Here is a 26,379-nt window from a genome sequence, read left to right as displayed (position 1 = left end):
AGTATGGTCGGTCGCCATCATCCGGTATGTTCGAATGATCACATATTGCATCAAATTCCATCGGCATACGGCGCGGTTGAAGCGCGCCAATCCTGCCTTATTCGTGCGATGCTTGCGCCATGACACCATTCCAAGCCAACGCCCTGCTCACCCTTGGCACGACCCTGCGCCAGGCCGGTTACCGCTTCATGACCGTTACCCCATCGACACACCGGCGCATCAACGGCCGGCCCGGCAACGAACAGGCACGCGACCTGCGCGACGTGTTCGGCTGGAGCCGGCCGTTCGCCGCCGCGATACTGCCGCCCGGCATGCTCGAATTGATGGCCGCAGCCGGGGTGCTGGCTGGCGAAGGCAACGCGCTGCGCTCGACCGTGCGCGCCTCGACGCTGGACGACCTGCTGCTGTTTCATTCGGCCTTCCCCACGCAGGCCGACGATGCCGTGTTCTTCGGGCCGGACACTTACCGGTTCGTCGGGGCCATGCGGCGGGCATTCGCGTCAGCCGACCCCGCGCCCATGCGCGCGGTCGATGTCGGCTGCGGCAGTGGCGCCGGTGCGCTGACGGTCGCGCGTGCTTTCCCGGCTGCGGACGTGATCGGCGCCGATGTCAACACGGCTGCGCTGGCGCTGTCGCGGGTGAATGCCCGGTTGAACGATGTGGCCACGTTCACGGCCTGCGAAAGCGATCTGTTTGCCGGTGTCGAGGGCGAGGTCGACCTGATCGTCTCGAATCCACCGTTCGTCGTCGATCCGGATGAACGCCGCTACCGCCACGGCGGTGGCGACCGTGGCGCCGAGCTGTCGCGGCGCATCGTCGAGGAAGGCCTGGTGCGCCTGCGCCCCGGCGGACGGCTGCTGCTGTACACCGGCGTTGCGCTGTCGGGAATCGATGACCACTTCCTGGACAGCATCCGTGCTCGGCTCGATGCAGAATGCGCCTCGTGGTCGTATGAGGAACTCGACCCCGACATCTTCGGCGGGCAGCTCGGCGAAGCAGGCTACGAAGAGGTCGAGCGGATTGCCGCAGTGTGGCTGCAGGCGCGCAAACGCTAAGCCAGTGCCGTCAGCCGGGATTGTTCCTGCGCCGGCGCCAGAAGCGGTCCATGATCGGTTTGACGCTCAGGCCGTGGGCCAGGATCGACAGCATGATCACGGCAATCGTGATCTGGCTGAACTGGCTTGCCAGGCCGGACGGCAAGTCGTGGTTGATCGCATACATCAGGTAAGCGTTTCCAGCAGATGCGATTGGCCGATGGGATCGAACGAAAACACATGAAAGCCCGCCGGCCCAAGGACGAGCTCGACGCCCAGATAGATGATCGCGGACGTGACAGGCAAGCGCGCGAGAGTGGACGCCGCAAGGCCGCGCGCCAGCATCAGCATGCCGACCAGGAAAAACCAGTGAGTTGTCGACATGAGATAGCCAGCAGTTTCGGGCGATTGTACGGACAATGTCTGTACACGCCCGTTGTGTAGCCGGCAGGAATTATCCGAGCAAAGCGGGGGTCAGGTCTGACATTCGGACACGATCTCGGCAGTCGGGCAGTCGGAACCAGCTGGCACCGGGCCATGCTAATACTGGTCAGGCTTCGATTGAAGGTGGGTAAGGCTGAGGTCGTGTCCGAATGTCAGACCTGACCCCGGCTGTGCCGTTGCAAGTGCGGAATGAAAAAAGCCACCTTGCGGTGGCTTTTTTTTGCTACTTGGCGGAGAGGGTGGGATTCGAACCCACGGTACGCTCGCGCGTACGCCTGATTTCGAGTCAGGTACATTCGACCACTCTGCCACCTCTCCAGATTCGGTCGTCTCGCATCGCTGCGAGAGGCCGCATTATACCGGCACCCTGGCGAACCTTGCAAGTAATGGGTCGCAACTTTTTAAAAGCAGCATCAACGGCCTGCCATTCACCAGAGCACGACGTCTTGCCGACGCCGACGTTTACACGCCATTGACAGGTGCGCCCTGCTCTTTTGCCCTGTTTTTACAGCCGGGTCGCTACGCTGGGCCAATCGAATCTGTTCAGGAAGCCAGCCATGATCATTGCCATCGTCAATCAACACAGCAGCCCGGAGCGCACGGTCGTGGCGCGCAATCTGGCGGTGCTGCGCGCGCAAAGCGGTCGGCGGGTGTGCCTGATGACTACCGCCGGGAATGGCAACAGCGACTGGTCCGAGGAACGTAGCCATGCCGGCGTGCAGCCGTGGATCGAAACGCATCAGGTGGGCAGCCGCGCGGTCAAGACGCGCCTGGCCGCGCTGCGACCGCTGTTCGACGACATCCTGATCGACGCCGGTACGCGTGACACCGACGGCTGCCGCTGCGTGCTGGCCGAGAGCCGGCTGGTGGTGGTGCCGGTGCGCAGCGGCGCGCTCGAGCTTGACCTGCAATACCGGCTGCTGGCGCGCCTGCATGGCGCGCGCACGTTCAATCCCGCCATGCGGGTGCTGTTCGTCGCGGTCAGTGGGGCCGCCGGTCCGGGCGTCAGCGAGCGCGCCGCCGTGCTCGCGCACGTGGCGCGGGTCGACGATGCCACGCTGGCCGAGACGGTCCTGCATACCATGGCCGCGCGCGAGTACGGGCCTGGCCGCTGCGTGTCGGACGCCGCTACCTGCGATCCCGATTCCGCCGCAGAACTGCGCGCGCTGTACGACGAGGTGTATCCGGCCGCGGCGCCGATGGTATTCGCCGTGCAGGCGCAGATGGGTCGCCAGGACTGTTTGACACCCCGGATGTCATTGCAACCCTAGGAGAAATCACGATGAAACACTTTACTATTCACAGCCCCGCCCTGCGACGCCTGCCGCCCGCCGATCACACGATGCTCGTCTGGCTGCAGGTCGACACCGCATCAGCAACGAGCCTGCGCCAGGCAGTGATCCGCGCGGGCCTGGATGCGGTGCGTTTTCTGCGCATCGACGCCTGCCCGAGCGGGTGCAATGTGCGCGCGTTGTTGTGCGTCGAGCGCGACGCCGCCCCGGCACTGCAGGCGCAGCTGTTGCAGCGCCTGCCCGGCTGCCAGTGGCATGCGGCGCCGCGCCGCCAGGCTTAGGCGATATCGAGGCGCTCGTGCGGCGCGAACTCGTGATAGATGTCGGGCTGGTGTGTCGGGATGTAGACGCTCAGGCGCTTGCCGCGATGGAAGACGCCGCGCAGGCTGTTGCAGGCCGCCCACGCGTGCTCGTACGAGTCGGCGATGTGCAGCACGGCCCAGGGGCTGTCGGGCGAGCCTTCGCGGATCATGTCCACCTGCGTGATGTGAAAATACGGGGTGAAGCTCTCGATGATGGCGCTTTCGCTGGCATCGGCGTGCAGGCCGGACAGGATGACTTTCATGGGTGTTCTCCAGATTCAGGCAGTGGTGGATCGAGCAGGTCGCGCAGGTCACACGTATGGCGCGCGATCATCAGTTCTTCATTGGCGGGCACCAGCCAGACCGCGATCCGGCTCGATGCGAGGCTGATGCGGGCAGGCCCGGCCGCCGGCGCCGCGTTGGCGGCCGGGTCGAGTTCGACCCCGAGCCAGGCCGCATCACGACACACGGCGGCGCGCAGCCGCGCGCTGTTCTCGCCGATCCCGCCCGAGAACACCAGCGCATCGAGTCCGCCCAGGCTGGCGGCCAGCGAACCCAGTTCGCGGCCGATCCGGTACACCATCAGGTCGATCGCCAGTTGCGCGCGCGGGTCGCTGCTCGCTTCCAGCACGCGCATGTCGGACGACACGCCCGACACGCCCAGCAAGCCCGATTCGTTGTACATCATGCGCTGCACGCCCTCTACCGTCATGCCCAGTTCTTCGATCAGGTAGATGACCACGCCCGGGTCGAGCGCGCCGCAGCGCGTGCCCATCGGCAGGCCATCGACGGCCGTGAAGCCCATCGTGCTGGCCATGCTGCGCCCGCCCTGCATCGCGCACATGCTGGCGCCGTTGCCCAGGTGCGCAGCGACCACGCGCGCGCCGGCCAGCGCCGGATCGCACAGCGGCAGCGTGGCCGCGATGTATTCGTAAGACAGCCCGTGAAAGCCATAACGGCGGATGCCCAGGCTGGTAATCGCCTCTGGCAGCGCGAACGCCTGCGCCAGCGCCGGCTGCGCCGTATGGAACGCCGTGTCGAAGCAGCCAACCTGCAGCAGCCCGGGCCGCAGCGCCATCAAGGCGCGCACCGGCGCCAGATTGTGCGGCAGGTGCAGCGGCGCCAGCGGAATCAGGCCGGCCAGCCGGTCGAGTACGGCATCATCCAGCTGCACCGGTCCGCTGAAGTCGACGCCGCCATGCACGATGCGGTGACCGACCGCGCACACGCGGTAGCCATCCAGATGGCCCTCGGCGAAATCGATCAGGTACACCATCCCGGCCTGATGGTCGAGCGGCGTCGTCCAGGTATGTTCGCCGACTGTGTGGCCGGCGGCGTCGCGGGCGATGAAGCGCGCGGCGCCCCGATACAGCCCGTCGATCTTGCCCGTGAAGAGCGGCGCCAGATCAGGCAGCGCATGCAGCGAAAACTTGATACTCGACGAGCCGGCATTGATGACCGCGATACAGTCTTGCGTCGCCATCAGCGCCCCGCCACGCTGGCGTTGGCGGCGGCGCTGGCGCTGGCCAGCTGATGCCGCGCCAGCAGCACGGCCACGGCGCACGACGCCAGGCGCGCGGCCACCGAATCGGCGCGGCTGGTCAGGATCAACGGCACGCGCGCGCCAAGGACAATGCCGGCCGCCGCCGCCCCGGCCATGAAGGTCAGGCTCTTGGCCAGCATATTGCCCGCTTCCAGATCGGGCGCGACGAGCACGTTGGCGCGCCCGGCCACGGGCGAATCGAGCCCCTTGACGGCGGCGGCCTGCGGATCGATCGCATTGTCCATCGCCAGCGGCCCATCGAGGATCGCACCGGTGATCTGGCCGCGATCGGCCATCTTGCACAGCGCCGCGGCGTCGATCGTCGATGGCATCTTGTCGCTGACGGTTTCCACCGCGGCCAGGATCGCCACGCGCACGCCCTCGAAGCGCAGCACATGCGCCAGGTCGATCGCGTTCTGCACGATGTCGCGCTTTTCGGCCAGCGTCGGGATGATGTTGATGGCGGCATCGGTGATGATGAGCGGTTCGCTGCGCCCCGGCACGTCCATCACGAAGCAGTGGCTGAGGCGCCGCGCCGTGCGCAGGCCGGTCGTGGCGGCGACCACGGCCCCCATCAGTTCATCGGTGTGCAGGCTGCCTTTCATCAGCGCGGCGGCCTGCCCTTCGCGCACCAGTTCGACGGCGCGCGCGGCCGAGGCGTGGCTGTGCGCCGTGTCGACGAGGCGCAGCGCGCCGATGTCCAGGCCAGCCGCATCGGCCGCGGCGTGAATGCGCGCGGCCGGCCCCACCAAAATCGGCGTGATCAGGCCGATGCGGGCCGCGTCGAGCGCTGCTTCGAGTGCGTAGCGGTCGCACGGGTGCGCCACCGCCACCGTCACCGGGCCGTTGGCGCGGCCGGCCTCGATCAGGCGGTCATAGTATGGATGTGCGGATGTTACTGCGGTCATCAATCTCTCCTTGAACGTGGGTACATCACCAGTACCCGAGCAACTTCCACCACAGGCCGCCGACGACGGCAAACACCGCCAGCTCGAACAGACACATGATGAACCCGACCTTCCACCACAGGCCCATGGTGACATACCCGCTGCCGAAGATGATCGGCGAGGTGCCGGTGGCGTAGTGGGTCAGCGTCATCATGATGCCCGACGCCGCCGTCATCATCAGCAGGAACAGCACCAGGTACTGGCCTGGCACCAGCGCGGCGCCGACCGACAGAAACGCGAACATCATCGCGCTGATGTGGGCCGTGGTGCTGGCAAACAGGTAGTGCGAGAACACGAAGGCCAGCACCAGCACGCTCGCTGCCGCGCCCCAGCCCATGCCGCTGGCGACGATGGCGTCGCGCATGCCGTTCGAGGCCCAGGCGATCACGCCCATCTTGTTGAGCTGCTCGGCCAGCATGACGAGCGCGCCGAACCAGATTAGCGTATCCCACGCGCTTTTCTCGGACAGGATATCGTCCCAGTCGAGCGTGCCCGTGATGATCAGGATGAACAGGCCGACAAAGGCGACCACGGTCGGGTCAAGCGTGAACGCGCTGCCAAAGAGCATGGCCGGCACGTTCGCCCACAGCACGAGCAGCAGGCCAAAGGTGCCGAGCATCACGCGTTCGCTGGCCGACAACGGCCCCATGCGCGCGAGCTCGCCCCGCGCGAAACCGATCGCATCCGGTGTCTGCTTGAGCTCTGGCGGCGCCAGCAGATAGATAATCAGGGGCATCAGGAACAGGCACACGAGGCCCGGCAGCACCATGCACAGCGCCCACGTGGTCCAGCTCAGCTGAAATGTCTGGCCGCTGGCGCGCGCGACGAAGTCGACCACCAGCGGATTGGGCGCGGTGGCGGTGACGAACATCGTCGAGGTGATCGGATTGGCGTGGTAGTTGACCAGTGCCAGGTACGTGCCCACCTTGCCCTCAGTACCCTTGGCCGGGTCGGAATCGAACGACGCGGCGATCGACTTCATGATCGGGTGGACGATCCCGCCGCCGCGCGCGGTATTACTGGGCGTGAACGGCGCCAGCACCAGCTCGCACACGGCCAGCCCGTAGCCGATGCCGATCGTGCGCTTGCCCAGCAGCGCGATGAAATTGAGCCCGATGCGGTTGCCCAGGCCCGTCTTTTTCAGGCCGCGCGAAATCAGCACGGCAACGACGATCAGCCAGATCAGCGGGCTGGAAAAGCTGCCCAGTGCATCGGCCATCGCGCCCTTCGATGACCCGGACGTCACTTGCGACAGCGCCACGATCACGATCGCCATGAGCGCCATGACGCCAATCGGCATGACTTTCAGGATGATGGCAACGATGGTGGTGAGAAAAATCGCTACCAGCGTCCAGGCGCCAGAGGTCAAGCCTGCAGGGTGCGGAATAACCAGCAGCGTGAGCAGTACGGCGGTGGTGATCAGTGCAGGGATCAGGCGAAACGGCACGGCCTGATTGAAATAACGAAACGCAGCCTGCAAGCGCAACAACATGAACTTCCTTCTACGTAACCGACCAGCCAACGAAAATATTGACTACTGGTCTGATAGTAACAGGAATATATTGCACCGCATCAATCATCGAGCGGTTTGGTCGGGTATTCATGCAGGTCGTGGTTATGGCCCGGCTTGTCTTATGATGGGTCTTTACACCGAGTCGCCCCGACGATGACCACGATCCGCCCCGCAACCCGACTTGACGCCGCCCGCATCTGCGCGATCTACAACCCCTATGTCGACGGCACGACGATTTCGTTCGAGGAAACGCCGGTGAGTGCCGACGACATGGCTGCGCGCATCGCCGACGTCATCGACGGCGGCCTGCCCTGGCTGGTGCTGACAGAAGACAACGACGCCATCATTGGCTATGCCTACGCCACCAGGTGGCGCGCCCGGCCTGCCTACCGCCACGCGGTCGAGAGCACCATCTATCTCGACTCTGCTCTCGCCGGCCAGGGCCATGGCATGCGCCTGTATGCCAGCTTGCTGGACGCGTTACGCACGCGCGGCCTGCACACGGTCATTGCGGGCATCGCGCAGCCGAACGAGCGCAGTGTTCGCCTGCACGAACGCCTGGGCTTTGCCAAGGTCGCGCACTTTTCAGAAGTGGGCTTCAAGCTGGGGATGTGGCTCGATGTCGGGTACTGGCAGATGCGTCTGGCGCCAGGCTAGACGGGCTCCGCAGGCCCTACCGGCCGCCGTGCGTAGCGGCCCGCGATCACCGCGCAGACGATCAGCTGGATCTGGTGGAACAGCATCAGCGGCAGCACCACCATGCTGATGCTGGCGGCAGGGATCAGCACATGGGCCAGCGGGATGCCGGTGGCCAGGCTTTTCTTGGAGCCGCAAAACACGATCGTGATTTCATCGGCTTTCGAAAACCCGAAGCGCCGCGCCAGCCACGTCACCACCAGCATGACGACCGCCAGCAGGAGGATGCAGACCAGGATCAGGTTGCCCAGCATGGCGGGCGGCACCCGTGACCACAACCCTTCCACCACCGCTGCGCTGAACGCGGAAAACACCACCAGCAGAATCGAGCCCTGGTCGACGCCCCTGACCAGGCTCTTGTGGCGATCGACCCAGCCACCGATCCAGCGCCGCGCTATCTGGCCCGCAATGAACGGCAGCAACAGCTGATAGACGATCATCAGGACCGAATCGAGCGACGCGCCCGCACCGGACGAGGCCGGCATCGCCACATTGACCAGCAACGGCGTGAGGACAATACCCAGCAGGCTCGATACCGAGGCGCTGCAGACCGCGGCCGGCACATTGCCGCGCGCCGCGGCCGTGAATGCAATCGACGACTGCACCGTCGACGGCAGCAAACACAGGAACAGGATGCCCAGATACAGCTCGGGCGTGAGCAGCAGCAGGATGCCGGGCTTGAACAGCAGCGCCAGCACGGGGAACAACGCGAAGGTGCACAGCAGTACCAGCAGGTGTAACCGCCAGTGGGTCGCGCCGGCAATGATTGCAGCACGCGAGAGCTTGGCGCCGTGCAAAAAGAACAGCACGCCGATCATCACCATCGTGACAATCTTCAGCACGGCAGCGACGTCGCCCTGCGCCGGGAAGATGCTGGCGGCGGCCACGACGGCCAGCAGCATCAGGGTCATTCGGTCCGGCAGAAATCGGGATGGGATTCGAAATGGCATGCAGAGGTCCTGGCAGCGTTCGGGAATGAAAAAAGCCACCTTGCGGTGGCTTGTTCCATGCTACTTGGCGGAGAGGGTGGGATTCGAACCCACGGTACGCTCGCGCGTACGCCTGATTTCGAGTCAGGTACATTCGACCACTCTGCCACCTCTCCTGATTCGGTCGATTCTTGCTGTGAGCTGCAAGAGACCGCCATTATAGCGGATTGACCGGAAAATGGAAGGGAGAAAATGCGCGCTGGCTCATTTCCCCTTCCCTCACCCGTTTCAAGCCGCCGGGCTCAAGCGCTCCAGGCCACCCATGTACGGGCGCAGCACCTCGGGCACGATCACGCTGCCGTCGGCCTGCTGGTAGTTCTCGAGCACGGCCACCAGCGTGCGGCCCACGGCCAGACCCGAGCCATTGAGCGTATGCACCAGCTCAGGCTTGCCCTGCGCATTGCGGAAGCGGGCCTGCATGCGACGCGCCTGGAACGCTTCGCAGTTCGACAGCGACGAAATCTCGCGGTAGGTATTCTGCGCCGGCAGCCAGACTTCGATATCGAAGGTCTTGGCAGCCGAGAAGCCCATGTCGCCCGTGCACAGCAGCATGACGCGGTATGGCAGGCCAAGCGAAGTCAGGATGAATTCGGCATGGCCGACCATCTCGTCGAGCACCACGTACGACTGTTCGGGATGCACCACCTGGACCAGTTCGACCTTGTCGAACTGGTGCTGGCGGATCATGCCGCGCGTGTCGCGGCCGTAGCTGCCGGCTTCGGAGCGGAAGCATGGCGTGTGCGCCGTCATCTTCAGCGGCAGCGTGTCCAGCGCCAGGATCTCGTCGCGCACGACATTCGTCAGCGACACTTCGGACGTCGGGATCAGGTAAAAGGTTTCGCCCTCGCCTTCGACGCCGCCCTTTTTCACCGAGAACAGGTCGGCTTCGAATTTCGGCAGCTGGCCAGTGCCGCGCAGCGAATCGGCGTTGACCATGTACGGCGTGTAGCACTCGGTGTAGCCATGGCGTTCGGTGTGCGTGTCGAGCATGAATTGCGCCAGCGCGCGGTGCAGGCGCGCCATGCCGCCCTTCATCATCGAAAAGCGCGAGCCTGTGATCTTGGTGGCGGTTTCGAAGTCCATGCCCAGGCGCTCGCCGATGTCGACGTGGTCGCGCACGGCGAAGTCGAATGCCGGCACATCGCCGACCTTGCGCACTTCGACGTTGCCGCTTTCATCCAGGCCCTGCGGGGCGCTCTCGTGCGGCAGGTTCGGCACGGCCGCCATGAACTGTGCCATGCTCTCCTGCACCTTCGCCAGCGCCGCTTCATTGGCCTTGAGCTCGTCGGCCAGGCCCGCCACTTCTGCCATCACGGCCGTCGTGTCTTCGCCTTTGCCCTTGAGCATGCCGATCTGCTTGGACAGCGCATTGCGCTTGCCCTGCAGTTCTTCGGTGCGCGTCTGGATGGCCTTGCGTTCGGCCTCCAGCGCACTGAAGGCGGACACATCGAGCTGGTACTTGCGGGTCGCCAGGCGGGCGGCAGCGGTGTCGATGTCTTTGCGGAGAAGTTGGATGTCAATCATGTCGGGTTGGACCAGGCTGTGTGTATCGAAACCACAATTGTACCAAGCCGACTGGCATTCCTTGCGAGATTTGGCAGTGATGCTGCCGGGCCCTCGCCTGCCCACCGGCAAGCGGCGAGTTACAGCGTGGCGGCCAGGCGCGGCGCGCTCACGACGACGGTCTGGATGCTGGCCATGTCGAGCGCTGGCGCGGTCGATGCGGCCGATGCAGCGATCATGATCGGCCGTTCGCTGGCGGTGACGTAGCTGCCGACCAGGCCCAGTGCAACAACGGCCAGGAACAGGGCTTCGAAGTTTTTACGGATGTTCATGATGGCTCCTCGGTGGTGATTTCAGGGTCCGCAGAAGTGATGCGGTATGGTGGTACTGTAGCCACCACTTCCCTGAACTGCCATCGACATGCGACCAAATGCACGATCTGCGGCGCAGAATGCGCCGACGTGCGACCGACCGCAACGCCACCCTGACCAGCTGGATAAGTCAGTCAGGGAAGTGCTGATCAAGCCGGATCAGAAGGCCAGATCGACCGGCTTGGAACTGGCCGTCACCTTCGGTACGTCGATTTTGGCGCCTTGCGCCAGTTTCGCCACGCCAGCGATGATGCCGCCCGAATCGCTGACGACTTTACCCAGCAGTGGCAAGGTGTCCTTGACCGGCATGATCTTCGTCAGGTTCATCGGATTGGCGCCGGCCTGGCCTACCAGCGCCTGGCCAGTCTTGCTCAGCTCGACCGCTTGCAGGCCGCCGATACCGAAGTTGAGCAATGCGCTACCGATTTGTTTGCGGCCTTCGGCGTCGAGCGTGGCCATGCGACCCTTCATGTCGCCCGAGTCGAGCAGGCGCTTGGTTTCGGCCGATTGCGACTCATACAGCTGTTTCGTGCGCACGTTTTTTTCGCCGGCATCGGTCAGCTTGTTGATGGCATTCAGTTCGGCCTTGATGACGGCGCTGTCTTCCTTGCTCATGAAGGCCGAATTGATGGCCACCAGCGACTGGCTGGTGAGCGCGCTCAGTACTGCGCTCTGGCTGACGAAGGTGCCGACACTTGCGCCGATATCACCGCCGCTGCTCTTCGCGCCGCCCAGCAGGCCACCAAGGCCACCCAGCTGAGCCTGGGCTGTGCCCGCGCCCATCAGGCATGCGGCAACGACGACGGCTTGTGCAATCTTGTTCATTTTTTTTGTATCCCTGTGTTGTAACGTTGATCAGTTCTCGATTTTCTTGAGCAGGTCAGGCTGCATCGACAGCCCGTTGCCCAGTCCTTTGTATCCGTAGAATGCCTCCCTGCTTTGCGGCGGCACGCCACTGAATTCGGTACGCAGACCCGAGGCCGCCGTATGCTTCAGCTCGCCCCCTGCCTTGAAGCGTGCTTGCAGGCCCAGCATCAGCGTAGCGCTGCATGCCGCGCCGGCGCACTGGGCCGTTTCTTCGCGCATGACATACCCGGGCTGGATGCACAGGCCGATCGTCGGCGCCTGCAGCCGCAGATCGAACAGGCCGGTGCGCAGCAGCGCGTTGGCGGCGTCGTAGAACGCGGGGTCGCCCACATGACCGGCATATTTGCGCGAACGGTAGACCGCGTGGCGCACCAGCGGCCCCGCAAACGCCGCCTCGGCCACATTGTTCTGGCCGACATACAGCGGCTCCACGCAATCCGTCACACGCGTCACGCCCGCCAGTTGCTGCCCATACAGACGCACGATGTCGCCACGCTGTGGACGGGGCAGTGCCGGGTTGACGGCCGAGTAGGACAGGCCAACGAGAGCGCCATCGGCGATGGCACCGACGCTGCCGGGATTGACATCCAGATCCAGCAGCGCTGTCTTGCCCGCTGCTTTCGCCGAGAGCGGGTGCAGCACGCCAAAGCTCGGCAGTTCGGTCGGTACGCCATCCATGCCTTCGACCCAGAGCCGTTCTGCATCGACCTTTGCCACGCGCAGTTCGCGTGCGGCAAAGCGCACATTGGCGAGGAAGTTGTCCGCCAGCTTGCCAGTTGCATTCTTGAGGGCGACTTCACGCGCCTGGGGCAGGCCCAGGCCGTTCCCGCCGACGCGTTCGATCCGGTGGTCATCGTCGCCCAGTTCCGAAAACACCACCTTGCCGAATTGGTCGACGACTTGTGCGGTCACGAGGGTATGAAAGCGTTCCTCGGTCACGGCGCCGCGCACGCCGCTCAGCACAACCGACGGCGTCGTCACCGGCGTGAAGCGCAGGAAGAAGTCGGGCGGATCGGTACGCTCGCCGGATGCCTGCGCCATGCTCGGCAATTTGGCCCAGTCGACGCAATTGGCAGCGCGGGTGATGCGCTGCCTGGTCTGGTCGAAATGCACGTCGACCGGGCTGAGCTGGAAGGTTGCCTTGAAGCCGATCGCGCGTCCGAACATGTCGGCGACCGCCGTGCCTTCAGCATCGTTGCTGGCAACCACAGGCATCAGGCGCGGCTTGCGGCTGTCGTCGCCCGTGCTGTCGAACGTGAACTGCAGGCTGTCGCCCACGCTTGCCGAACCCATGGCACTGCGCAGTACAGCGTAGCCGCTGTCAGCATAGAGCACGTCGAAGATACTGGCCTCGCCGCCAGCAGAGCGCGCCTCGACCTGCTCGCCCTTGACGAAGCCGGCCTCGACACCACGATCGGCGACCAGGAACTTGCCGTCGCGGTCCACCAGCTTGACCGTCGTCGACCTGGGGTCGAAGGCGGCGCGGGCACCGGTAACCAGCGTACCGATCTGCTCGCTGATGCTCTTGAGAACTTCGGCGCGGATCGTCGCATCCATCGCGCCCGATGCATACTCGCTTCGGCTGAAGCGAAACGGCGTATAGACCGTCTCGCTCATCGTGTAGACAACTTTGGCCAGACTCGGCCGGACGAACTGCAGGCTGAGCGTCACCGGCACCAGCACCTCGACGTTGTCGCCGCGCTCGACCTTGTACAGCGATGCCCGCGTGATGCCGAGCACCACGGCGTAGGTATCGGCTACCTTGAACGACGGCGCCGCGCGGCACTGCAGGCTGCCGTCATTGACGAAGCGGTGGCCTTGACCGATGTTGTTGTCGGCAACCTGGCGCGCATGGATGAGTGAGTCCGGATAGGCCCCGTGCAACTGATTGACGAACTGCGTCACCAGCGCAGCCTGCGCTTGCTGTCCGGCCTTGTCGCCGAACAAGCGCGCCATCACACCGGGATCGAGCATGCGGCGTGCTTTCTGGCCCTCCAGCGACATGCCTTCAATTTCTTGCACGGGAAACAAATAGAACGAGGCCGCCGCGGCCGGCAATACGGTGGCAACACCGATCGCCAGACCGATCGCCAGACGGGCAACCTTGCCGGTCATGCGCATGCAACGCCCCATCAGATTCGCTCCGGGCACTTGCCTTCGATACACATGACGAGGCGGTCGCCCCGCCGTTCGAAGCGGGCGTCCTTGTAGGCTGCGTCACCCGATTCCTTGAAGGCATCGACCATGTCTTCGATCCGCTCGCTGAAGTTACCCTTGGCCATGACGTTCCAGGTTCGCAGCTCGTCGGTCGCGTTGTCGCTGTCGCCGACTTCGACCACGCCTTCGATTGCCTTCAGGCGGCTGGAAAAGTCGCGCCGCACTTTGCCCGGTACGCGCAGTGCGCTGTAGATCGATACAAAGTACGGCGTGCCCTGGACGGCGCCCTGCTGCAGGGTGCGCTGGGCCTTGGTGCCGATCGTGTCGGCAAGCGCACGCGCCATCGATTCGGAGAGGTTGCCACGGCAGTTCTGGTCGCTGCTGCCGGTAGCGCGCTTGACGATCGTGCCGGCCACGAAACCGGCGCCGGTGTCGACGTTCGACGACGTCAGCTGCAGTTGTCCGGAACATTCGGTCTGGCCGCTCGGACTCGTTCCTTCGGTCTGCATGCGGGCACGTCCGTAGACAACGTACTTGGCGCGGTAGCTGCCTGTCGCTGCCTTCGCCAGATAGGCATCGAACTTCTGCAGGCGCTCGATATCGCTGACGGTCAGGCGCTGCCCACCTTCGACGCGGAAATCGCGCTCGTCGGTAAAGGCCAGGCCAAAATCGCCCGCGACCTGCTGCAACTTCTGGGTGATCAGAGCGCTGCTGGCCTCGACCGGCCTGCCATTGTCGAGGCCGGCAAAGACCTGGCGCACCTTGAGGTTGACCACGTCATTCTGGCGACGGACATCATTATTCTGCGCCGAGTAGCCCACCGCACTGGCCGACTTGCTGGCGCTGGCGTTCGCGTACGTGGCGCTCATGGCCGCCTGCGACGATGCACTGCCGGCGGCGGACGATTTCTGGGCGCCGGCAAACTGCGTGTCACGCGCCCCGGACGACGAGGCGCTGCCCGAAGCGGCGCCGGCATTGCCGTAACCGTCGCGCAGCGCCATCGCGCCGCTGGCAGAGCCGCTGTGGGCCTGGCGGTCACGCGCAGCAACGGACGACGCCGAGCTGGCGGCGAACGCGGCCTTGTCCGACGAGGCCGCTGCGAAGCTGCCCTTGACAGCGCTGGCGGACGAACTCGAGGCGCTGCGCGACGAGGCCACCGACGTACTCTGGTCCGACATTGCGCTCTTGTCGTGCGAATAATCGATTTCAGTGACCAGCGGCAGCGACGGATCAAGCCGGGTGCCGACACCGAAGTACTCGTCGATCAAAAATAGCACCCTTGCATTCGCGACCGCCACGCCAGAACCAATGCCCAGCGAACGTGCGAGGTCCAGGAACTCGCTCGATTCGACCTGCAGCACGCTGCGCGCACTGAGCACGTCGCCTTCAGCGCTGAACGATGTGCGCAGCTTGTCGGCCAGCTGCTTGTGCAGATCGGGTAACGCATTGCGCACTTTCGGGTCGTTCAGGTCGGCGCTGAGCTTGATCTTGAGTACGCTGGCCACGGCGTCCTTCTCAGCCTGTTCGCGCGCGATACGACGAGCGTTGATCAAGTCGCCATTGGCCTTGATACTCAGTTCCTTGGTACCGTTGGCCTGGAAAGTTTCGGCCGTCACCGGCGCAGCGATGCTCAGTGCCAGCAGCGCTGGCAGCAAATGTTTCTTCATCATGGAAAAGTGGGGGGGAGAAAAGATTAGTCGGGAAGCCGGACCGAAACATCGCCGGCGCTGGCCGTGATGCCATCGGCGCCAATGGACGCCGCTGCAGTATTGGATGACGCCGGCGCAAAGGCCGGCGTGGCGCCAGGCGCCAGGGTGTTGGTCTGACCAACCGGGCCTGCGGCGACGCCGGCAGCCAGGGCGACGAGGCGCTCGTCGAGACGCACGGGTTCGAGCATCGGCTCGGTCATCAGCCGCACCCCGTCCACCGCGCCGCCCTGCACCGCCATTCCGGCGAAGCGGATCGCTGCATCGGCATGGCCTGCCTGCGCACTCGCTTTTGCCGTTTCCCAGGCCACGCCGCCGCTCGGGTCGCGCTGGTTGGCCAGCCAGGCGCTGCCATCGGCACTGGCCCGGCTGAATTCGCCCTTGGCAATCTGCTCACGCAGCGCGCCTGCAACCTCGGCCGGACTGGCCGGACGAATCGCTTCGGCCACACTGTAACGTGCACGATCGCAGCCAGCCATCAGTGTTGTCGCGATCAACAGCCCCAGCACCCCAGCGTAAAGCAAGCTTGATCTTGTTGGCATCCCCGGCCCAATCGCTATAGAAAATAGAACGTTATAATTATGCGAACATATGGTACACCTGTATTTATTTTCTGTAAAGAAATTGTTTTTACCGAAAGGAAGGCTTTGGCCAGAACACCCGCAGCGCGAGCCTGGCGCCATACAGCACGATGAGCGTGCCGGCCAGGTCACCGATGAACATGACCACGAAGCCATGCCACAGATCCTGCCCGCCCGTCAGCGCGAACCAGATATGGTGCATGGCCGGACTCATGACGGAAAACAGCAGCGCGAAGCAGAACAACCGCTGGCCGCTCATGCCGCGCAGCGAGGCGCCGATGCCTGACGCAAGCAATGCGCGGTAGGCAAGGTATGGGGCCAGCGCCGACAGGATGCCGCCGATGAACGAGCGCAGCGGATCATCCGGAAACATGTAGAAGAAGCAGATGCCCCATGACGCCAGCAGCAGGCCGATGGCGCCGGCCTCCGCAAACAGCAGTACACTCAGCAGGCGCACTCCGGCAGGCAGATAGATCATGTTGATGCCAGGCGCAAACTCGAGGTGCGTAAACAAGACTTCGTTCAGCAGGATCGTGGCCAGGAACAGGATCGCGGTACCCGCGACCATCGTGAATTCAAGCTGCAGGTGACGCATGACCGGGAGGCTTTGGTTACAATGTCCATACACCGGACAGACGCGGGATTATAAACACGCGGATGTTATCTGAGGTGCAACAATTTACCGGGCGTAGCATCAATGCAACAAACATCCCCGACTGGGGCACGGACACTCGATGAGTCACGAAAAACCACTGACGCGACCGGCTGATATCTACCTGCGCTTCCTGCATCTGGTCGATGCCTTGCGCACGTTGCCCACCCTGGGTCCGCTGGACGCGCGCGAAGAGCGCGTGCTGACCGTTGTCGCCCGCGCAGCGCAGGCGCATCAGCGCCTCTCCGTACGCGACCTGATGGCGCAGGAACATCTGGGGGCGCCCGCCACCATCCATGCGCGGGTCACGGCAATGCGCAAGAAAGGCTGGCTCACGCTTGCCGACACCGAAGACACCCGGCGCAAGCAGGTCGATCTCACGCCGGCGGCGCTGGCGTATTTCGATGAACTGTCCGGCCTGCTGGTGAAGGCGGCAGAGGGTCGCTAGCGACGCGCCTCGTCGTCCAGCCCGCGCAGCCACGCCATCTTTTCGGCGATCTTGGTTTCGATCCCGCGCGGCACCGGCTGGTACCAGCCCGGCTCGGGCATGTCGTACGGCAGATAGGTCTCGCCTGCCGCATACGCGTTCGGCTCATCGTGCGCATACCGGTAATCGTGACCGTAGCCCAGTTCTTTCATGAGCTTGGTCGGCGCATTGCGCAAGTGGACCGGCACTTCGCGCGACTTGTCCTTGCGTACGAATGCCATCGCCGCATTGAACGCGTTGTAGCCGGCATTGCTCTTGGCGGCAATCGCCAGATAAATCACTGCCTGGCCCAGGGCCAGCTCCCCCTCCGGCGAGCCCAGCCGCTCGTAGGTGGCGGCCGCGTCGTTGGCCAGCTGGATCGCACGCGGATCGGCAATGCCGATGTCTTCCCAGGCCATGCGCACGATGCGGCGCGACAGGTATTTGGCGTCCGCCCCGCCATCGAGCATCCGGCACAGCCAGTACAGCGCAGCATCCGGGTGCGAACCGCGCACCGATTTATGCAGCGCCGAGATCTGGTCATAGAAATTGTCGCCCCCCTTGTCGAAGCGGCGCACGTTCAGCGTCAGCGCATTCTCGACGAAGTCGGCGGTGATGTGCGTGATGCCGGCCGTGTCGCTGGACGTCTTCGTTTGCTCGAGCAGGTTGAGGAAGCGGCGCGCGTCGCCGTCGGCGTAGCCGATCAGCGTATCGATGGCGACCTCGTCGAATTCGAGGTGCTGCAGCACCGATTCTTTGGCGCGTGCGAGCAACTGGCGCAGCTCGTCATCGGTGAGCGCCTTGAGCGTGTACACCTGCGAGCGCGACAGCAGCGCCGAGTTGACTTCGAACGACGGGTTCTCGGTGGTCGCGCCGATCAGCGTGACCAGCCCGCTTTCGACGAACGGCAGCAACGCGTCCTGCTGCGATTTGTTGAAGCGGTGGATTTCGTCGATGAACAGGATCGTGTGCTTGCCGCGCGCCAGATACTGCTCGGCCTGGTCGATCGACGCGCGAATATCCTTCACGCCCGACAGCACCGCCGACAACGCGATGAGTTCGCAATCGAACGCATATGCGGTCAGGCGCGCCAGCGTGGTCTTGCCCACGCCCGGCGGGCCCCACAGGATCATCGAATGGGGCTTGCCCGACTTGAAAACCAGGTTCAGCGGCTTGCCGGGGCCCAGCAGGTGGCTCTGCCCCACGACCTCGTCGATGGTGCGCGGGCGCAGGGCTTCGGCCAGCGGCGCCGCCGGTTCGGTCTTGAACAGGTCATCCACGGCGCTCTCCGTACGGCTTACTGGTTGACGACGTCGGCGCCCTTGGGCGTCTCGAACTTGAATTGCTGCGCGCCCAGGGCCGGGTTGCGCTGGAAGTTGGTGAAGGTCAGGCGCGAGGTCTGGCCAAACGTGTCCTTCAGTTCCATCGCCAGCGGCACCCCGCCCTTCAGGCCGATGCTGATCTGCTCGAACGACGTGTCCTTGGCTTTCGGGACGGCGTTGAGCCATTCCATGCCGTCGCGCTCGCCAGCTTCGCTGAGCGTGAAGTTTTCTTCGAGCTTGTTGCTGCCGAACAGGATCGCGGCCGGGGATGAACCCAGCGCGTTACCGAGTTTGCGCACGGTGACCTGGTTCAGGTCCTTGTCGTAGATATACAGCTGGTCGCCATCGGCTTGCAGGACTTGTTCGTACGGCTTCTGGTAGGTCCAGATGAATTTGCCGGGACGGGCGAACACGAAGCTGCCGCTCGATGCAGGGCTGGCCTTGCCGCTTTTGGACTTGCCCAGCTGTTGCTGGGTGAATTCGCCCTTGGCCGACTTGGTGCTGGCGACGAAGGATTTGAACTGGTCCAGAGCGGCGGCGCTGGCGATGCTCGAGAACGCGAAGGCGCTCGTGGCCAAGAATGCGGCGATGGTGAATTTGGTTGCTTGCATGCGGAGGTCCTGTTCTTGTTTTTGGGCCTGCGTTGGCAGGTTGAACGCGTGGACGGCACAGCCGCCTCGCCGGCCGCGTCCACCCTACAGCGCTGAAAGGGTAAAGTGCGCGAGGAAGGTTATTCCGCGCTGGCTGCCGGCACCAGGATGTCGCGGTTGCCGTTCGACTGCATCGGCGAGACGACGCCGCTGTTTTCCATCTGTTCCAGCAGGCGTGCGGCGCGGTTGTAGCCGATGCGCAGGTGACGCTGGACCAGCGAGATCGATGCGCGGCGGTTCTTGAGCACCACCTGCACCGCCTGGTCGTACAGTGCGTCGGCCTCGCCGCCGCCCTCGCCCGGTGCGGCCCCGTCGGCGGCGCCGCCTTCTTCCAGCGTGCCCCCTTCGAGGATGCCCTCAATATAGTTCGGCTCGCCCAGCGATTGCAGATGTTTTACAACTCGATGCACTTCTTCGTCGGACACGAACGCGCCGTGCACGCGCACCGGCAGGCCAGTACCCGGCGGCATGTACAGCATGTCGCCCATGCCCAGCAGCGCTTCGGCGCCCATCTGGTCAAGAATGGTGCGCGAGTCGATTTTCGACGACACCTGGAACGCAATCCGGGTCGGGATGTTCGCCTTGATCAGGCCCGTGATGACATCGACCGACGGGCGCTGCGTCGCCAGGATCAGGTGAATACCTGCCGCACGCGCCTTCTGCGCGATACGGGCAATCAGCTCTTCGACCTTTTTACCCACGACCATCATCAGGTCGGCCAATTCGTCGATGATGATGACGATGGTCGGCAGCTTTTCGAGCGGCTCCGGGTTGTCGGGCATGATCGAGAACGGATTCGGGATGTGTTCTTCGCGCTTGGTCGCCTCGAGGATCTTGTTGTTGTAGCCCGCCAGATTACGCACGCCGAGCTTGCTCATGAGCTTGTAGCGGCGCTCCATCTCGTTGACGGCCCAGTTCAGTGCGTGGCCCGCCTGACGCATGTCGGTCACGACCGGCGCGAGCAGGTGCGGAATGCCTTCGTACACCGACATTTCCAGCATCTTCGGGTCGATCAGGATCAGGCGCACATCGGCCGGGTCGGACTTGTACAGCAGCGACAGGATGGTCGCGTTGATGCCAACCGATTTACCGGAGCCGGTCGTACCCGCCACCAGCAGGTGCGGCATCTTGGCCAGGTCGGCCACCACCGGCTTGCCGGCGATGTCCTTGCCCAGTGCCACGGTCAGGCTCGACGCACTGTCGCCATACACTTTGGAGCCGACGATCTCGGACAGGCGCACGATCTGGCGCTTCGGATTCGGCAACTCGAGCGCCATGTAGTTCTTGCCGGGGATGGTTTCCACGACGCGGATCGAGGTCAGCGACAGCGAACGCGCCAGGTCGCGCGCCAGGTTGACGATCTGGCTGCCCTTCACACCGGTAGCCGGTTCGATCTCGTAGCGCGTGACGACCGGGCCCGGATAGGCGGCGACGACCTTGGCATCGACGCCGAAGTCGGACAGTTTCTTTTCAATGAGGCGGCTGGTGAACTCCAGCGTCTCGACGCTGACCGTCTCCGTGACGGGCGGCGCTTCATCGAGCAGCGACAGCGGCGGCAGGTCGGTATCGCCCCGGTGATCGGAGAACAACGGCGTCTGGCGTTCTTTTTCGGCGCGCTCGGACTTGGGCACGCTGACCATCTGCGGCTCGATCTTGATCGGCTGGAGCGTAGGTTGGGTGCTTGGTGCGACACTTGGCATGACGCCCGGCGCAACACTTGGCGCCGACGACGCGGTCGACGCGGTCGACTTGGCCATGGAAACCGGCGCCGGCGCCGACGGCATGTCGAGCGACGGCTCGGCCTTGACGACGGGAATCGGCTCGTTCGAATGCTTTTCGGTGAACTTGGCGCGACCATGATCGACAACCTCGTCGCGCTTGACGGCCGCCACTTCGCCCTGCTTGCGGTCTTCGATGTCTTCCATGCGCAGGCGGAACCAGTCGAAGGCGTCGTCGAACACGCCGCCGATGCGCTCGGCCACGGCCAGCCACGACACCTGGAAGAACAGCGAGAAGCCCAGCCCGAACAACAGCAACAGCAGCAAGGTGGCGCCGGTGGCGCCGAACGTGACCTGGCTGGCGTGCCCGAGCAGTTGCCCCAGCACGCCGCCCGGCGCGCGCGGAAGTTCGACGTCCCACGACCACATGCGCAGGTATTCCAGGCCAACGCTGCCGGCGAACATCAGCGCAAAGCCGATCCAGCGGACATAGATTTCACCATGGTGCACGGGTTCGGCCGCCGCGGCGGTGCCGAGCTTGTCGGTCAGGCGGCGCCAGCCGCGCCAGACCTGGCGCAGGAAGATGACACTCCACCACCAGGCGGAAAAGCCGAAAATGAACAGCAGCAGGTCGGACAGCCAGGCACCGGCGCGTCCGCCCAGGTTATCGATGCGGGGCACCGAATTGGCGTGCGACCAGCCGGGATCGCCCTTGCTGTAGCTGAGAAGGATCAGGACGAAATAAAGGAACGCAACGGCGCCGGCGATCCAGCGCGCTTCGGACAGCAGGCGCGACAGACGGCCTGGCAGCGGCGCGCGGGCCGTTTGCTTGGTGCGGGTATATCCGGAGGTGGCGGCTGGACTATTCTTGCTCATTGCAGGCACTACTAGGTAACTACGTGGTAAGTACGAATCGGCTATCCGGACATTCTAAGCGATATACGCTCGCGCCGGCCCCACGATTCATGTCCGCGCGCTGCATCGTCTATAATCTGCCCTCTTTCGCACACCCCAACCGGCGCCCGCGTGGGCCTTGATTCTTCTCAAGCCGCCCCCAATTGCCGTGTGTCTATTAACAATCATTGAAGCGCCGCCATGACTACAACTAAACACGCCAAAGTCCTCATCCTCGGTTCCGGTCCTGCCGGCTACAGCGCTGCCGTGTACGCCGCGCGCGCCAACCTCAAGCCGATGCTGGTGACCGGTGTCGAGCAAGGCGGCCAGCTGATGACCACCACCGATGTCGAGAACTGGCCAGGCGACCCGATGGGCGTACAGGGCCCGGAGCTGATGCAGCGCCTGCTGCAGCACGCCGAGCGCTTCAATACCGAGATCGTGTTCGACCAGATCCACACCACGTACCTGAACGAAAAGCCGATCCGCCTGGTGGGCGACAGCTTCACGTTCACCTGCGACGCCCTGATCATCGCCACCGGCGCATCGGCCCAGTACCTGGGCCTGCCATCCGAGCAGGCGTTCATGGGCAAGGGCGTGTCGGCCTGCGCCACCTGCGACGGCTTCTTCTACCGCAACCAGGAAGTCGCGGTCATCGGCGGCGGCAATACGGCCGTCGAAGAAGCGCTGTACCTGGCCGGCATCGCGTCGAAGGTCACGCTGATCCACCGCCGCGACAAGTTCCGCGCCGAGCCGATCCTGGTCGACCGCCTGATGCACAAGGTCTCTGAAGGCAAGATCGTGCTGGAATACAACCAGACGCTCGACGAAGTCCTGGGTGACAACAGCGGCGTGACCGGCCTGCGCCTGAAGTCGACCCAGACGGGCGAATCGAAGGACCTGACCGTGCACGGCCTGTTCGTGGCCATCGGCCACAAGCCAAACACGGGCATCTTCGAAGGCCAGCTCGAGATGCACAGCGGCGGCTACCTGGTGACCAAGTCGGGCCTCGAAGGCATGGCGACCGCCACCAGCGTGCCGGGCGTGTTCGCTGCCGGCGACGTTCAGGATCACATCTATCGCCAGGCGATCACCAGCTCGGGCACCGGCTGCATGGCCGCGCTCGACGCACAGCGCTACCTCGAAGCGCTGGAAGACGATCCACAGTAAATCCTCACCAGGAACCGCATTCGATGGCGCTCATGAAAGACTTCGCCGAGCTCAAGGGCTTGCGCGACCAGCTCAAGGAAACCGAGCGCGTGCGCGCCATCGAACAGGCCGAGCGTGAACAGCGCGAACGCCTGGCACGCGAGCGCGCCGTTGAATTTCGCAGCTCGATGCAGGGCGTGCGCAAGCTGCCTGAGTCCGACCGCTACGTGCACCGCCCGGTGTACGTCGCCCCGAACCGCGACCTGCGCAAGGGACCGGTCCTGTCTGCCGCCGAGGAAACCGAGGCCGTTCTGCGTGAATCGCTGTCGGATGAATTCGACGTCGAAGGCATGCTCGACGAAGATCCGGCTCTCAGTTATTCGCGCGATGGCGTCGGCCCGGATGTCGTGCGCAAGTTGCGCAAGCGCCACTGGCCGATCCAGGACGAACTCGACCTGCATGGCCTGAACCGCGACGCCGCGCGCGACGCCCTCACCGACTTTTTGCACCGCGCGAACCGGCGCGGCGTCCGCTGCGTACGCATCATCCACGGGATCGGCTACGGCTCCCCGGGCGGCGCCCCGGTGCTGCGCGGGATCGTGCACAGCTGGCTGGTGCAAAAGAACGAAGTGATTGCCTTTTGCGCGGCCGGCCGTTCCGATGGCGGCCATGGCGCGCTAATCGCGCTATTGCGCGCTGCGCTGCTGGAATAATGCCCGTCTGTATGGGTAATGCAACATGGCTGTGTAACAATTGCAATGTTCGTGTTTGCAGTGCCGACGCCTTTTGCAGGTTGATTGTAGAATTCTTCTCGGCCGGTCTTTTCCCGGTTATTCGACTAGGGGTGGTGTGATTTGAAGGCAATGCAAGCGGTCATCATGGAGCATGGGCAACGGGTCGATTTGTCGTCCTGTGCCGCCGAGCCGATTCATATCCCGGGCTCGATCCAGCCCCATGGCGCAATCCTGTTCTTCACTGAAGACGCACGTCTGGCCGGCTGGAGCGAAAACGCACCCGGCATGCTGGGTGTCACCCCACAACTAGGCCTGTCGCTGGATGCGCTGGCCCTGCCGGTGGCCGCCTTCGACGCCATCACCGACTGCATCGCCGCACTGCATGACGACGATGCTGGGCCGATCGTGGCCGGCGTATCCATTGGCGCTGCCGAATACGATTGTGTCGTGCACACCGCCCACGGGCGCGTTACCGCCGAATTCGAATTGCGCGAGGCGTCGACCGAAGAAGTGTCGCAGTTCGCCGTCAAGGCGCACAGCTCGATCGACCGGCTGCGCCGCCAGAAAACCATCGAAGGACTGCTCAGCGTCGCCGTGACCCAGGTGCGCGATTTCACCGGCTTCGACCGCGTGATGGCGTACCGCTTCCGCGCCGATGACAGCGGCGACGTGGTGGCTGAAAGCCGGCGCGACGACCTGGTCCCGTACATCGGCCAGCGCTATCCGGCCGGCGACATCCCGGCCCAGGCGCGCCGTCTGTACACGCTCAACACGCTGCGCATGATCGGCGACATGGATTACACCGCCGTGCCGCTGTGCGGCGCACCGGGCGCGCTGCCGCTGGACATGAGCTTTGCCGTGCTGCGCAGCGTCTCGCCGGTGCACATCGAATACCTCAAGAACATGCACGTGATGGCATCGATGAGCGTGTCGATCGTCATCAACGGGCGCCTGTGGGGCCTGATCGCCTGCCATCACATGTCGAAGAAGCTGGTGCCGTACGCGGTGCGCCTGGCGGCCGACGTGCTGGCGCAGGTGATGGCCTCGACCATCCTCAGCATCGAAGCGCGCGCCGACGCCACGCTCGCCGAGCAGTCGGCGCGCGTGCGCACGGGCATCGTCGAATCGCTGTTGCTGGACGACGATCCGCTCGATGCGCTGGGCGAGCACAGCAAGTCGCTGATGGCTGCCGCCGGCGCCCAGGCAATGATCGTCGCGCAGCACGGCAAGGTGGCTGTGCATGGCGAACTGGCGCCGGAACTGGCCAAGGCCATCATTGCGTCGCTGCCCGACAACCAGCACGATTTGCTGGTGCGCGAAGGCAAACAGGAATGGCCCGAGTCGCTGCAGGAACAACTGGGAAAGTGGGTCGGCATGCTGGCCCTGCCCTTCGATCCGATGGGCCAGGGCTGGTGCGTGCTGCTGCGCGTCGAGCAGATCGAAACCGTGGCCTGGGGCGGTCGCCCCGAAAAAATCGCCATCTTCGGTCCGCTGGGCGAACGCCTGACACCACGCGGCTCGTTCGACGCCTGGCACGAAACGGTGCGCGGCTGCGCGCACCCGTGGGAACCAACCGTGCTGGGCAATGCCCGCCTGACGCTGGCCGAACTGGTGCGCGCGATGAACTCGCACCGCTCGCAAACCGAGGCCACCCGCGCGCAATTGCTGGCCATGCTCGGGCATGACCTGCGCGATCCGCTGCACTCGATCAATATGGCCGGCATGGTGCTGGAACGCACCGGCAACGGCGGCGGCAACGGCCAGCCGACGCTGGGCAAGCGCATCCAGTCGTCGACCAACCGCATGCAGCGCATGATCAGCCAGGTGCTGGACATGAGCCGCATCGACAGCGGCATGGGTCTGGGCGTCTCGCTCGTGCCGGTCGACCTGAAGGAATTGCTGATCGACCTGATGGACGAGGCGCGCATGGCGTACCCGTCGATCCCGCTCGACCTGATCTGCGACGACGAGGCCACCGTCAAGGCCGACAGTGGCCGGCTGGGCCAGGTGTTGTCGAACCTGATGAGCAATGCACGTCACCATGGTGAGCCGGGCACGCCGGTGACCGTGTGCCTGCGCGCCAACGAGCGCGACGCATCGGTCGAAGTCGCCAATGCCGGTCAGGCAATCGCGCCCGAGACGGTGGCCACGTTGTTCAATCCGTTCAAGCGCGCGTCGATGAACAATCCGCGCAACCGCACCGGCATGGGCCTTGGCCTGTACATCGCGCAGCAGATCGTGCGCGAGCACCAGGGCGAGCTGGCCTACCGGTATGCGGATGGGCGGGTGATCTTTACGTTGCGGTTGCCCCTGCTCGCAGGGTGAGTCCCGGCGTGATCGGCACATCGGTCACGTCGTTCGGCGGATAGTTGAAGTAGCCGCGGCCCACCCAGTCATTGTCAGTCACGAAGAACGCGCTGAACGGAATTTCCAGGGTACCGATCGCGGGCGGTTTGAGCGTTGTGAAGATGGTGCCCTTGAGCGCCAGCGAGCGCGTCGCCGGGCCGAACCCCATCGCGCGGATCTGGCCCGTGATATTGGACACCGGCAGCTCACCGTACGGTGGCGCCAGCGCCTGGGTAATTTCTCCCTTGCCCTGCACGGTGCCATCGGCCCCGTCGATCATCAGCGCCATCGTCAGGATCGGGGCGCCCGGCATGCCCTGATTGCCGGCGGTCAGCGTGACCACCTTTACGGATTCAAACGTATTCGCGATCGTGTGCTCCTTGATCTGGTTGGCCTGCGGGGATTGCCCGGCGTTCGCGCCGCTCGGGGCATGGCCACTGTAAGCACATCCGGACGTGCTCACCTTCCGGTTTCCTTCCGACGCGCAAGCGGCATCGCATGAT

General features: G+C 64.3%; 26 protein-coding genes and 2 tRNA genes. 8 read left to right on the top strand and 20 right to left on the bottom strand.

The window, feature by feature from the left end; genetic code table 11:
* Positions 1-119 precede the first annotated feature (119 nt).
* Positions 120-1,055 (top strand): methyltransferase, encoded by a 936-nt coding sequence (locus tag AC56LH_RS05215; RefSeq protein ID WP_499644605.1) that lies wholly within the window; start codon positions 120-122, stop codon positions 1,053-1,055.
* Positions 1,056-1,065: 10 nt separating this feature from the next.
* On the opposite strand, the gene AC56LH_RS05210 is transcribed toward AC56LH_RS05215, so the two are convergent.
* The 3 genes from AC56LH_RS05210 to AC56LH_RS05200 all read right to left on the bottom strand — a co-directional run bounded on the left by AC56LH_RS05210 (position 1,066) and on the right by AC56LH_RS05200 (position 1,796).
* The gene (locus AC56LH_RS05210) at positions 1,066-1,221 is read right to left on the bottom strand and encodes a hypothetical protein (RefSeq protein ID WP_499644603.1); all 156 of its coding nucleotides are present in this window, start codon (positions 1,219-1,221) and stop codon (positions 1,066-1,068) included.
* A complete protein-coding gene (locus AC56LH_RS05205) occupies positions 1,221-1,418 on the bottom strand; it encodes a hypothetical protein (RefSeq protein WP_499644601.1) in 198 nt (65 codons plus the stop codon). Before AC56LH_RS05205 ends, AC56LH_RS05210 begins: the two co-directional genes overlap by 1 nt.
* Positions 1,419-1,706: 288 nt before the next feature.
* Positions 1,707-1,796: transfer RNA gene (locus AC56LH_RS05200), tRNA-Ser, on the bottom strand.
* Positions 1,797-2,035: 239 nt separating this feature from the next.
* On the opposite strand from AC56LH_RS05200, the gene AC56LH_RS05195 reads away from it, so the two are divergent.
* On the top strand, positions 2,036-2,749 hold the full coding sequence (locus tag AC56LH_RS05195; RefSeq protein WP_499644599.1) for a hypothetical protein: 714 nt from the start codon (positions 2,036-2,038) through the stop codon (positions 2,747-2,749).
* An 11-nt stretch (positions 2,750-2,760) separates the two neighbouring features.
* A complete protein-coding gene (locus AC56LH_RS05190) occupies positions 2,761-3,051 on the top strand; it encodes a hypothetical protein (protein ID WP_499644597.1) in 291 nt (96 codons plus the stop codon).
* Here the strand turns inward: AC56LH_RS05190 and AC56LH_RS05185 are convergent.
* The 4 genes from AC56LH_RS05185 to AC56LH_RS05170 are packed head-to-tail and all read right to left on the bottom strand — an operon-like array spanning position 3,048 to position 7,054.
* Entirely contained in the window at positions 3,048-3,335 is a 288-nt protein-coding gene (locus AC56LH_RS05185) for an RNA recognition motif domain-containing protein (protein ID WP_183550915.1), read from the bottom strand. The genes AC56LH_RS05190 and AC56LH_RS05185 overlap by 4 nt on opposite strands.
* Positions 3,332-4,555: an acetate/propionate family kinase gene (locus AC56LH_RS05180; RefSeq protein ID WP_499644595.1), complete on the bottom strand. Its 1,224-nt coding sequence runs from the start codon at positions 4,553-4,555 to the stop codon at positions 3,332-3,334. Before AC56LH_RS05180 ends, AC56LH_RS05185 begins: the two co-directional genes overlap by 4 nt.
* Positions 4,555-5,523, bottom strand: coding sequence for a phosphate acetyltransferase (locus AC56LH_RS05175; protein ID WP_499644593.1), 969 nt, complete (start codon positions 5,521-5,523; stop codon positions 4,555-4,557). The genes AC56LH_RS05180 and AC56LH_RS05175 overlap by 1 nt, the downstream gene beginning before the upstream one ends.
* A 25-nt stretch (positions 5,524-5,548) precedes the next feature.
* Positions 5,549-7,054 carry a DASS family sodium-coupled anion symporter gene (locus AC56LH_RS05170; protein WP_499644591.1) on the bottom strand — a complete coding sequence of 502 codons (1,506 nt, stop codon included), beginning with the start codon at positions 7,052-7,054 and terminating at the stop codon, positions 5,549-5,551.
* A 174-nt stretch (positions 7,055-7,228) separates the two neighbouring features.
* On the opposite strand from AC56LH_RS05170, the gene AC56LH_RS05165 reads away from it, so the two are divergent.
* On the top strand, positions 7,229-7,732 hold the full coding sequence (locus tag AC56LH_RS05165) for an arsinothricin resistance N-acetyltransferase ArsN1 family B (RefSeq protein ID WP_499644589.1): 504 nt from the start codon (positions 7,229-7,231) through the stop codon (positions 7,730-7,732).
* On the opposite strand, the gene AC56LH_RS05160 is transcribed toward AC56LH_RS05165, so the two are convergent.
* The 9 genes from AC56LH_RS05160 to AC56LH_RS05120 all read right to left on the bottom strand — a co-directional run bounded on the left by AC56LH_RS05160 (position 7,729) and on the right by AC56LH_RS05120 (position 16,540).
* Positions 7,729-8,721 (bottom strand): bile acid:sodium symporter family protein, encoded by a 993-nt coding sequence (locus tag AC56LH_RS05160; protein ID WP_499644587.1) that lies wholly within the window; start codon positions 8,719-8,721, stop codon positions 7,729-7,731. The two genes, AC56LH_RS05165 and AC56LH_RS05160, sit on opposite strands and share 4 nt — an antisense overlap.
* A 65-nt stretch (positions 8,722-8,786) precedes the next feature.
* Positions 8,787-8,876, bottom strand: a tRNA-Ser gene (locus AC56LH_RS05155).
* Between the two features lie 112 nt (positions 8,877-8,988).
* On the bottom strand, positions 8,989-10,284 hold the full coding sequence (serS, locus tag AC56LH_RS05150) for a serine--tRNA ligase (RefSeq protein ID WP_499644585.1): 1,296 nt from the start codon (positions 10,282-10,284) through the stop codon (positions 8,989-8,991).
* Positions 10,285-10,403: 119 nt separating this feature from the next.
* Complete coding sequence (locus tag AC56LH_RS05145; protein WP_258837517.1) at positions 10,404-10,595, bottom strand: hypothetical protein; 192 nt, start codon at positions 10,593-10,595, stop codon at positions 10,404-10,406.
* A 198-nt stretch (positions 10,596-10,793) separates the two neighbouring features.
* Positions 10,794-11,459, bottom strand: coding sequence for a hypothetical protein (locus AC56LH_RS05140; protein ID WP_499644583.1), 666 nt, complete (start codon positions 11,457-11,459; stop codon positions 10,794-10,796).
* Positions 11,460-11,489: 30 nt separating this feature from the next.
* Positions 11,490-13,622, bottom strand: a complete 2,133-nt coding sequence (locus AC56LH_RS05135) for a hypothetical protein (RefSeq protein WP_499644581.1) — start codon at positions 13,620-13,622, stop codon at positions 11,490-11,492.
* A gap of 11 nt (positions 13,623-13,633) precedes the next feature.
* A complete protein-coding gene (locus AC56LH_RS05130) occupies positions 13,634-15,328 on the bottom strand; it encodes a hypothetical protein (protein ID WP_499644579.1) in 1,695 nt (564 codons plus the stop codon).
* Between the two features lie 23 nt (positions 15,329-15,351).
* Positions 15,352-15,888, bottom strand: coding sequence for a hypothetical protein (locus tag AC56LH_RS05125; protein ID WP_499644577.1), 537 nt, complete (start codon positions 15,886-15,888; stop codon positions 15,352-15,354).
* A 106-nt stretch (positions 15,889-15,994) separates the two neighbouring features.
* On the bottom strand, positions 15,995-16,540 hold the full coding sequence (locus tag AC56LH_RS05120) for a hypothetical protein (protein ID WP_499644575.1): 546 nt from the start codon (positions 16,538-16,540) through the stop codon (positions 15,995-15,997).
* Between the two features lie 157 nt (positions 16,541-16,697).
* Between AC56LH_RS05120 and AC56LH_RS05115 the strand changes: the two genes are divergently transcribed.
* The gene (locus AC56LH_RS05115) at positions 16,698-17,045 is read left to right on the top strand and encodes a winged helix-turn-helix domain-containing protein (protein WP_499648402.1); all 348 of its coding nucleotides are present in this window, start codon (positions 16,698-16,700) and stop codon (positions 17,043-17,045) included.
* On the opposite strand, the gene AC56LH_RS05110 is transcribed toward AC56LH_RS05115, so the two are convergent.
* From AC56LH_RS05110 to AC56LH_RS05100, 3 genes are all read right to left on the bottom strand, one after another.
* Positions 17,042-18,343 (bottom strand): replication-associated recombination protein A, encoded by a 1,302-nt coding sequence (locus AC56LH_RS05110; protein ID WP_499644573.1) that lies wholly within the window; start codon positions 18,341-18,343, stop codon positions 17,042-17,044. The genes AC56LH_RS05115 and AC56LH_RS05110 overlap by 4 nt on opposite strands.
* A 17-nt stretch (positions 18,344-18,360) precedes the next feature.
* Entirely contained in the window at positions 18,361-19,035 is a 675-nt protein-coding gene (gene lolA / locus AC56LH_RS05105) for an outer membrane lipoprotein chaperone LolA (RefSeq protein ID WP_499648400.1), read from the bottom strand.
* A gap of 80 nt (positions 19,036-19,115) precedes the next feature.
* Complete coding sequence (locus AC56LH_RS05100; protein WP_499644571.1) at positions 19,116-21,629, bottom strand: DNA translocase FtsK; 2,514 nt, start codon at positions 21,627-21,629, stop codon at positions 19,116-19,118.
* A gap of 219 nt (positions 21,630-21,848) precedes the next feature.
* Between AC56LH_RS05100 and trxB the strand changes: the two genes are divergently transcribed.
* The 3 genes from trxB to AC56LH_RS05085 all read left to right on the top strand — a co-directional run bounded on the left by trxB (position 21,849) and on the right by AC56LH_RS05085 (position 25,855).
* Positions 21,849-22,817, top strand: a complete 969-nt coding sequence (gene trxB / locus AC56LH_RS05095) for a thioredoxin-disulfide reductase (protein WP_482898254.1) — start codon at positions 21,849-21,851, stop codon at positions 22,815-22,817.
* Positions 22,818-22,840: 23 nt separating this feature from the next.
* On the top strand, positions 22,841-23,509 hold the full coding sequence (locus AC56LH_RS05090; protein WP_499644569.1) for a Smr/MutS family protein: 669 nt from the start codon (positions 22,841-22,843) through the stop codon (positions 23,507-23,509).
* A gap of 150 nt (positions 23,510-23,659) precedes the next feature.
* Positions 23,660-25,855, top strand: a complete 2,196-nt coding sequence (locus tag AC56LH_RS05085) for an ATP-binding protein (protein WP_499644567.1) — start codon at positions 23,660-23,662, stop codon at positions 25,853-25,855.
* On the opposite strand, the gene AC56LH_RS05080 is transcribed toward AC56LH_RS05085, so the two are convergent.
* Positions 25,824-26,339, bottom strand: coding sequence for a DUF1842 domain-containing protein (locus tag AC56LH_RS05080; protein ID WP_499644565.1), 516 nt, complete (start codon positions 26,337-26,339; stop codon positions 25,824-25,826). The two genes, AC56LH_RS05085 and AC56LH_RS05080, sit on opposite strands and share 32 nt — an antisense overlap.
* Positions 26,340-26,379: the final 40 nt, after the last annotated feature.

The sequence above is a fragment of the Telluria sp. LT1R51-2 genome, from assembly GCF_059685775.1.
This window is presented reverse-complemented; position numbering and strand designations above follow the sequence as displayed.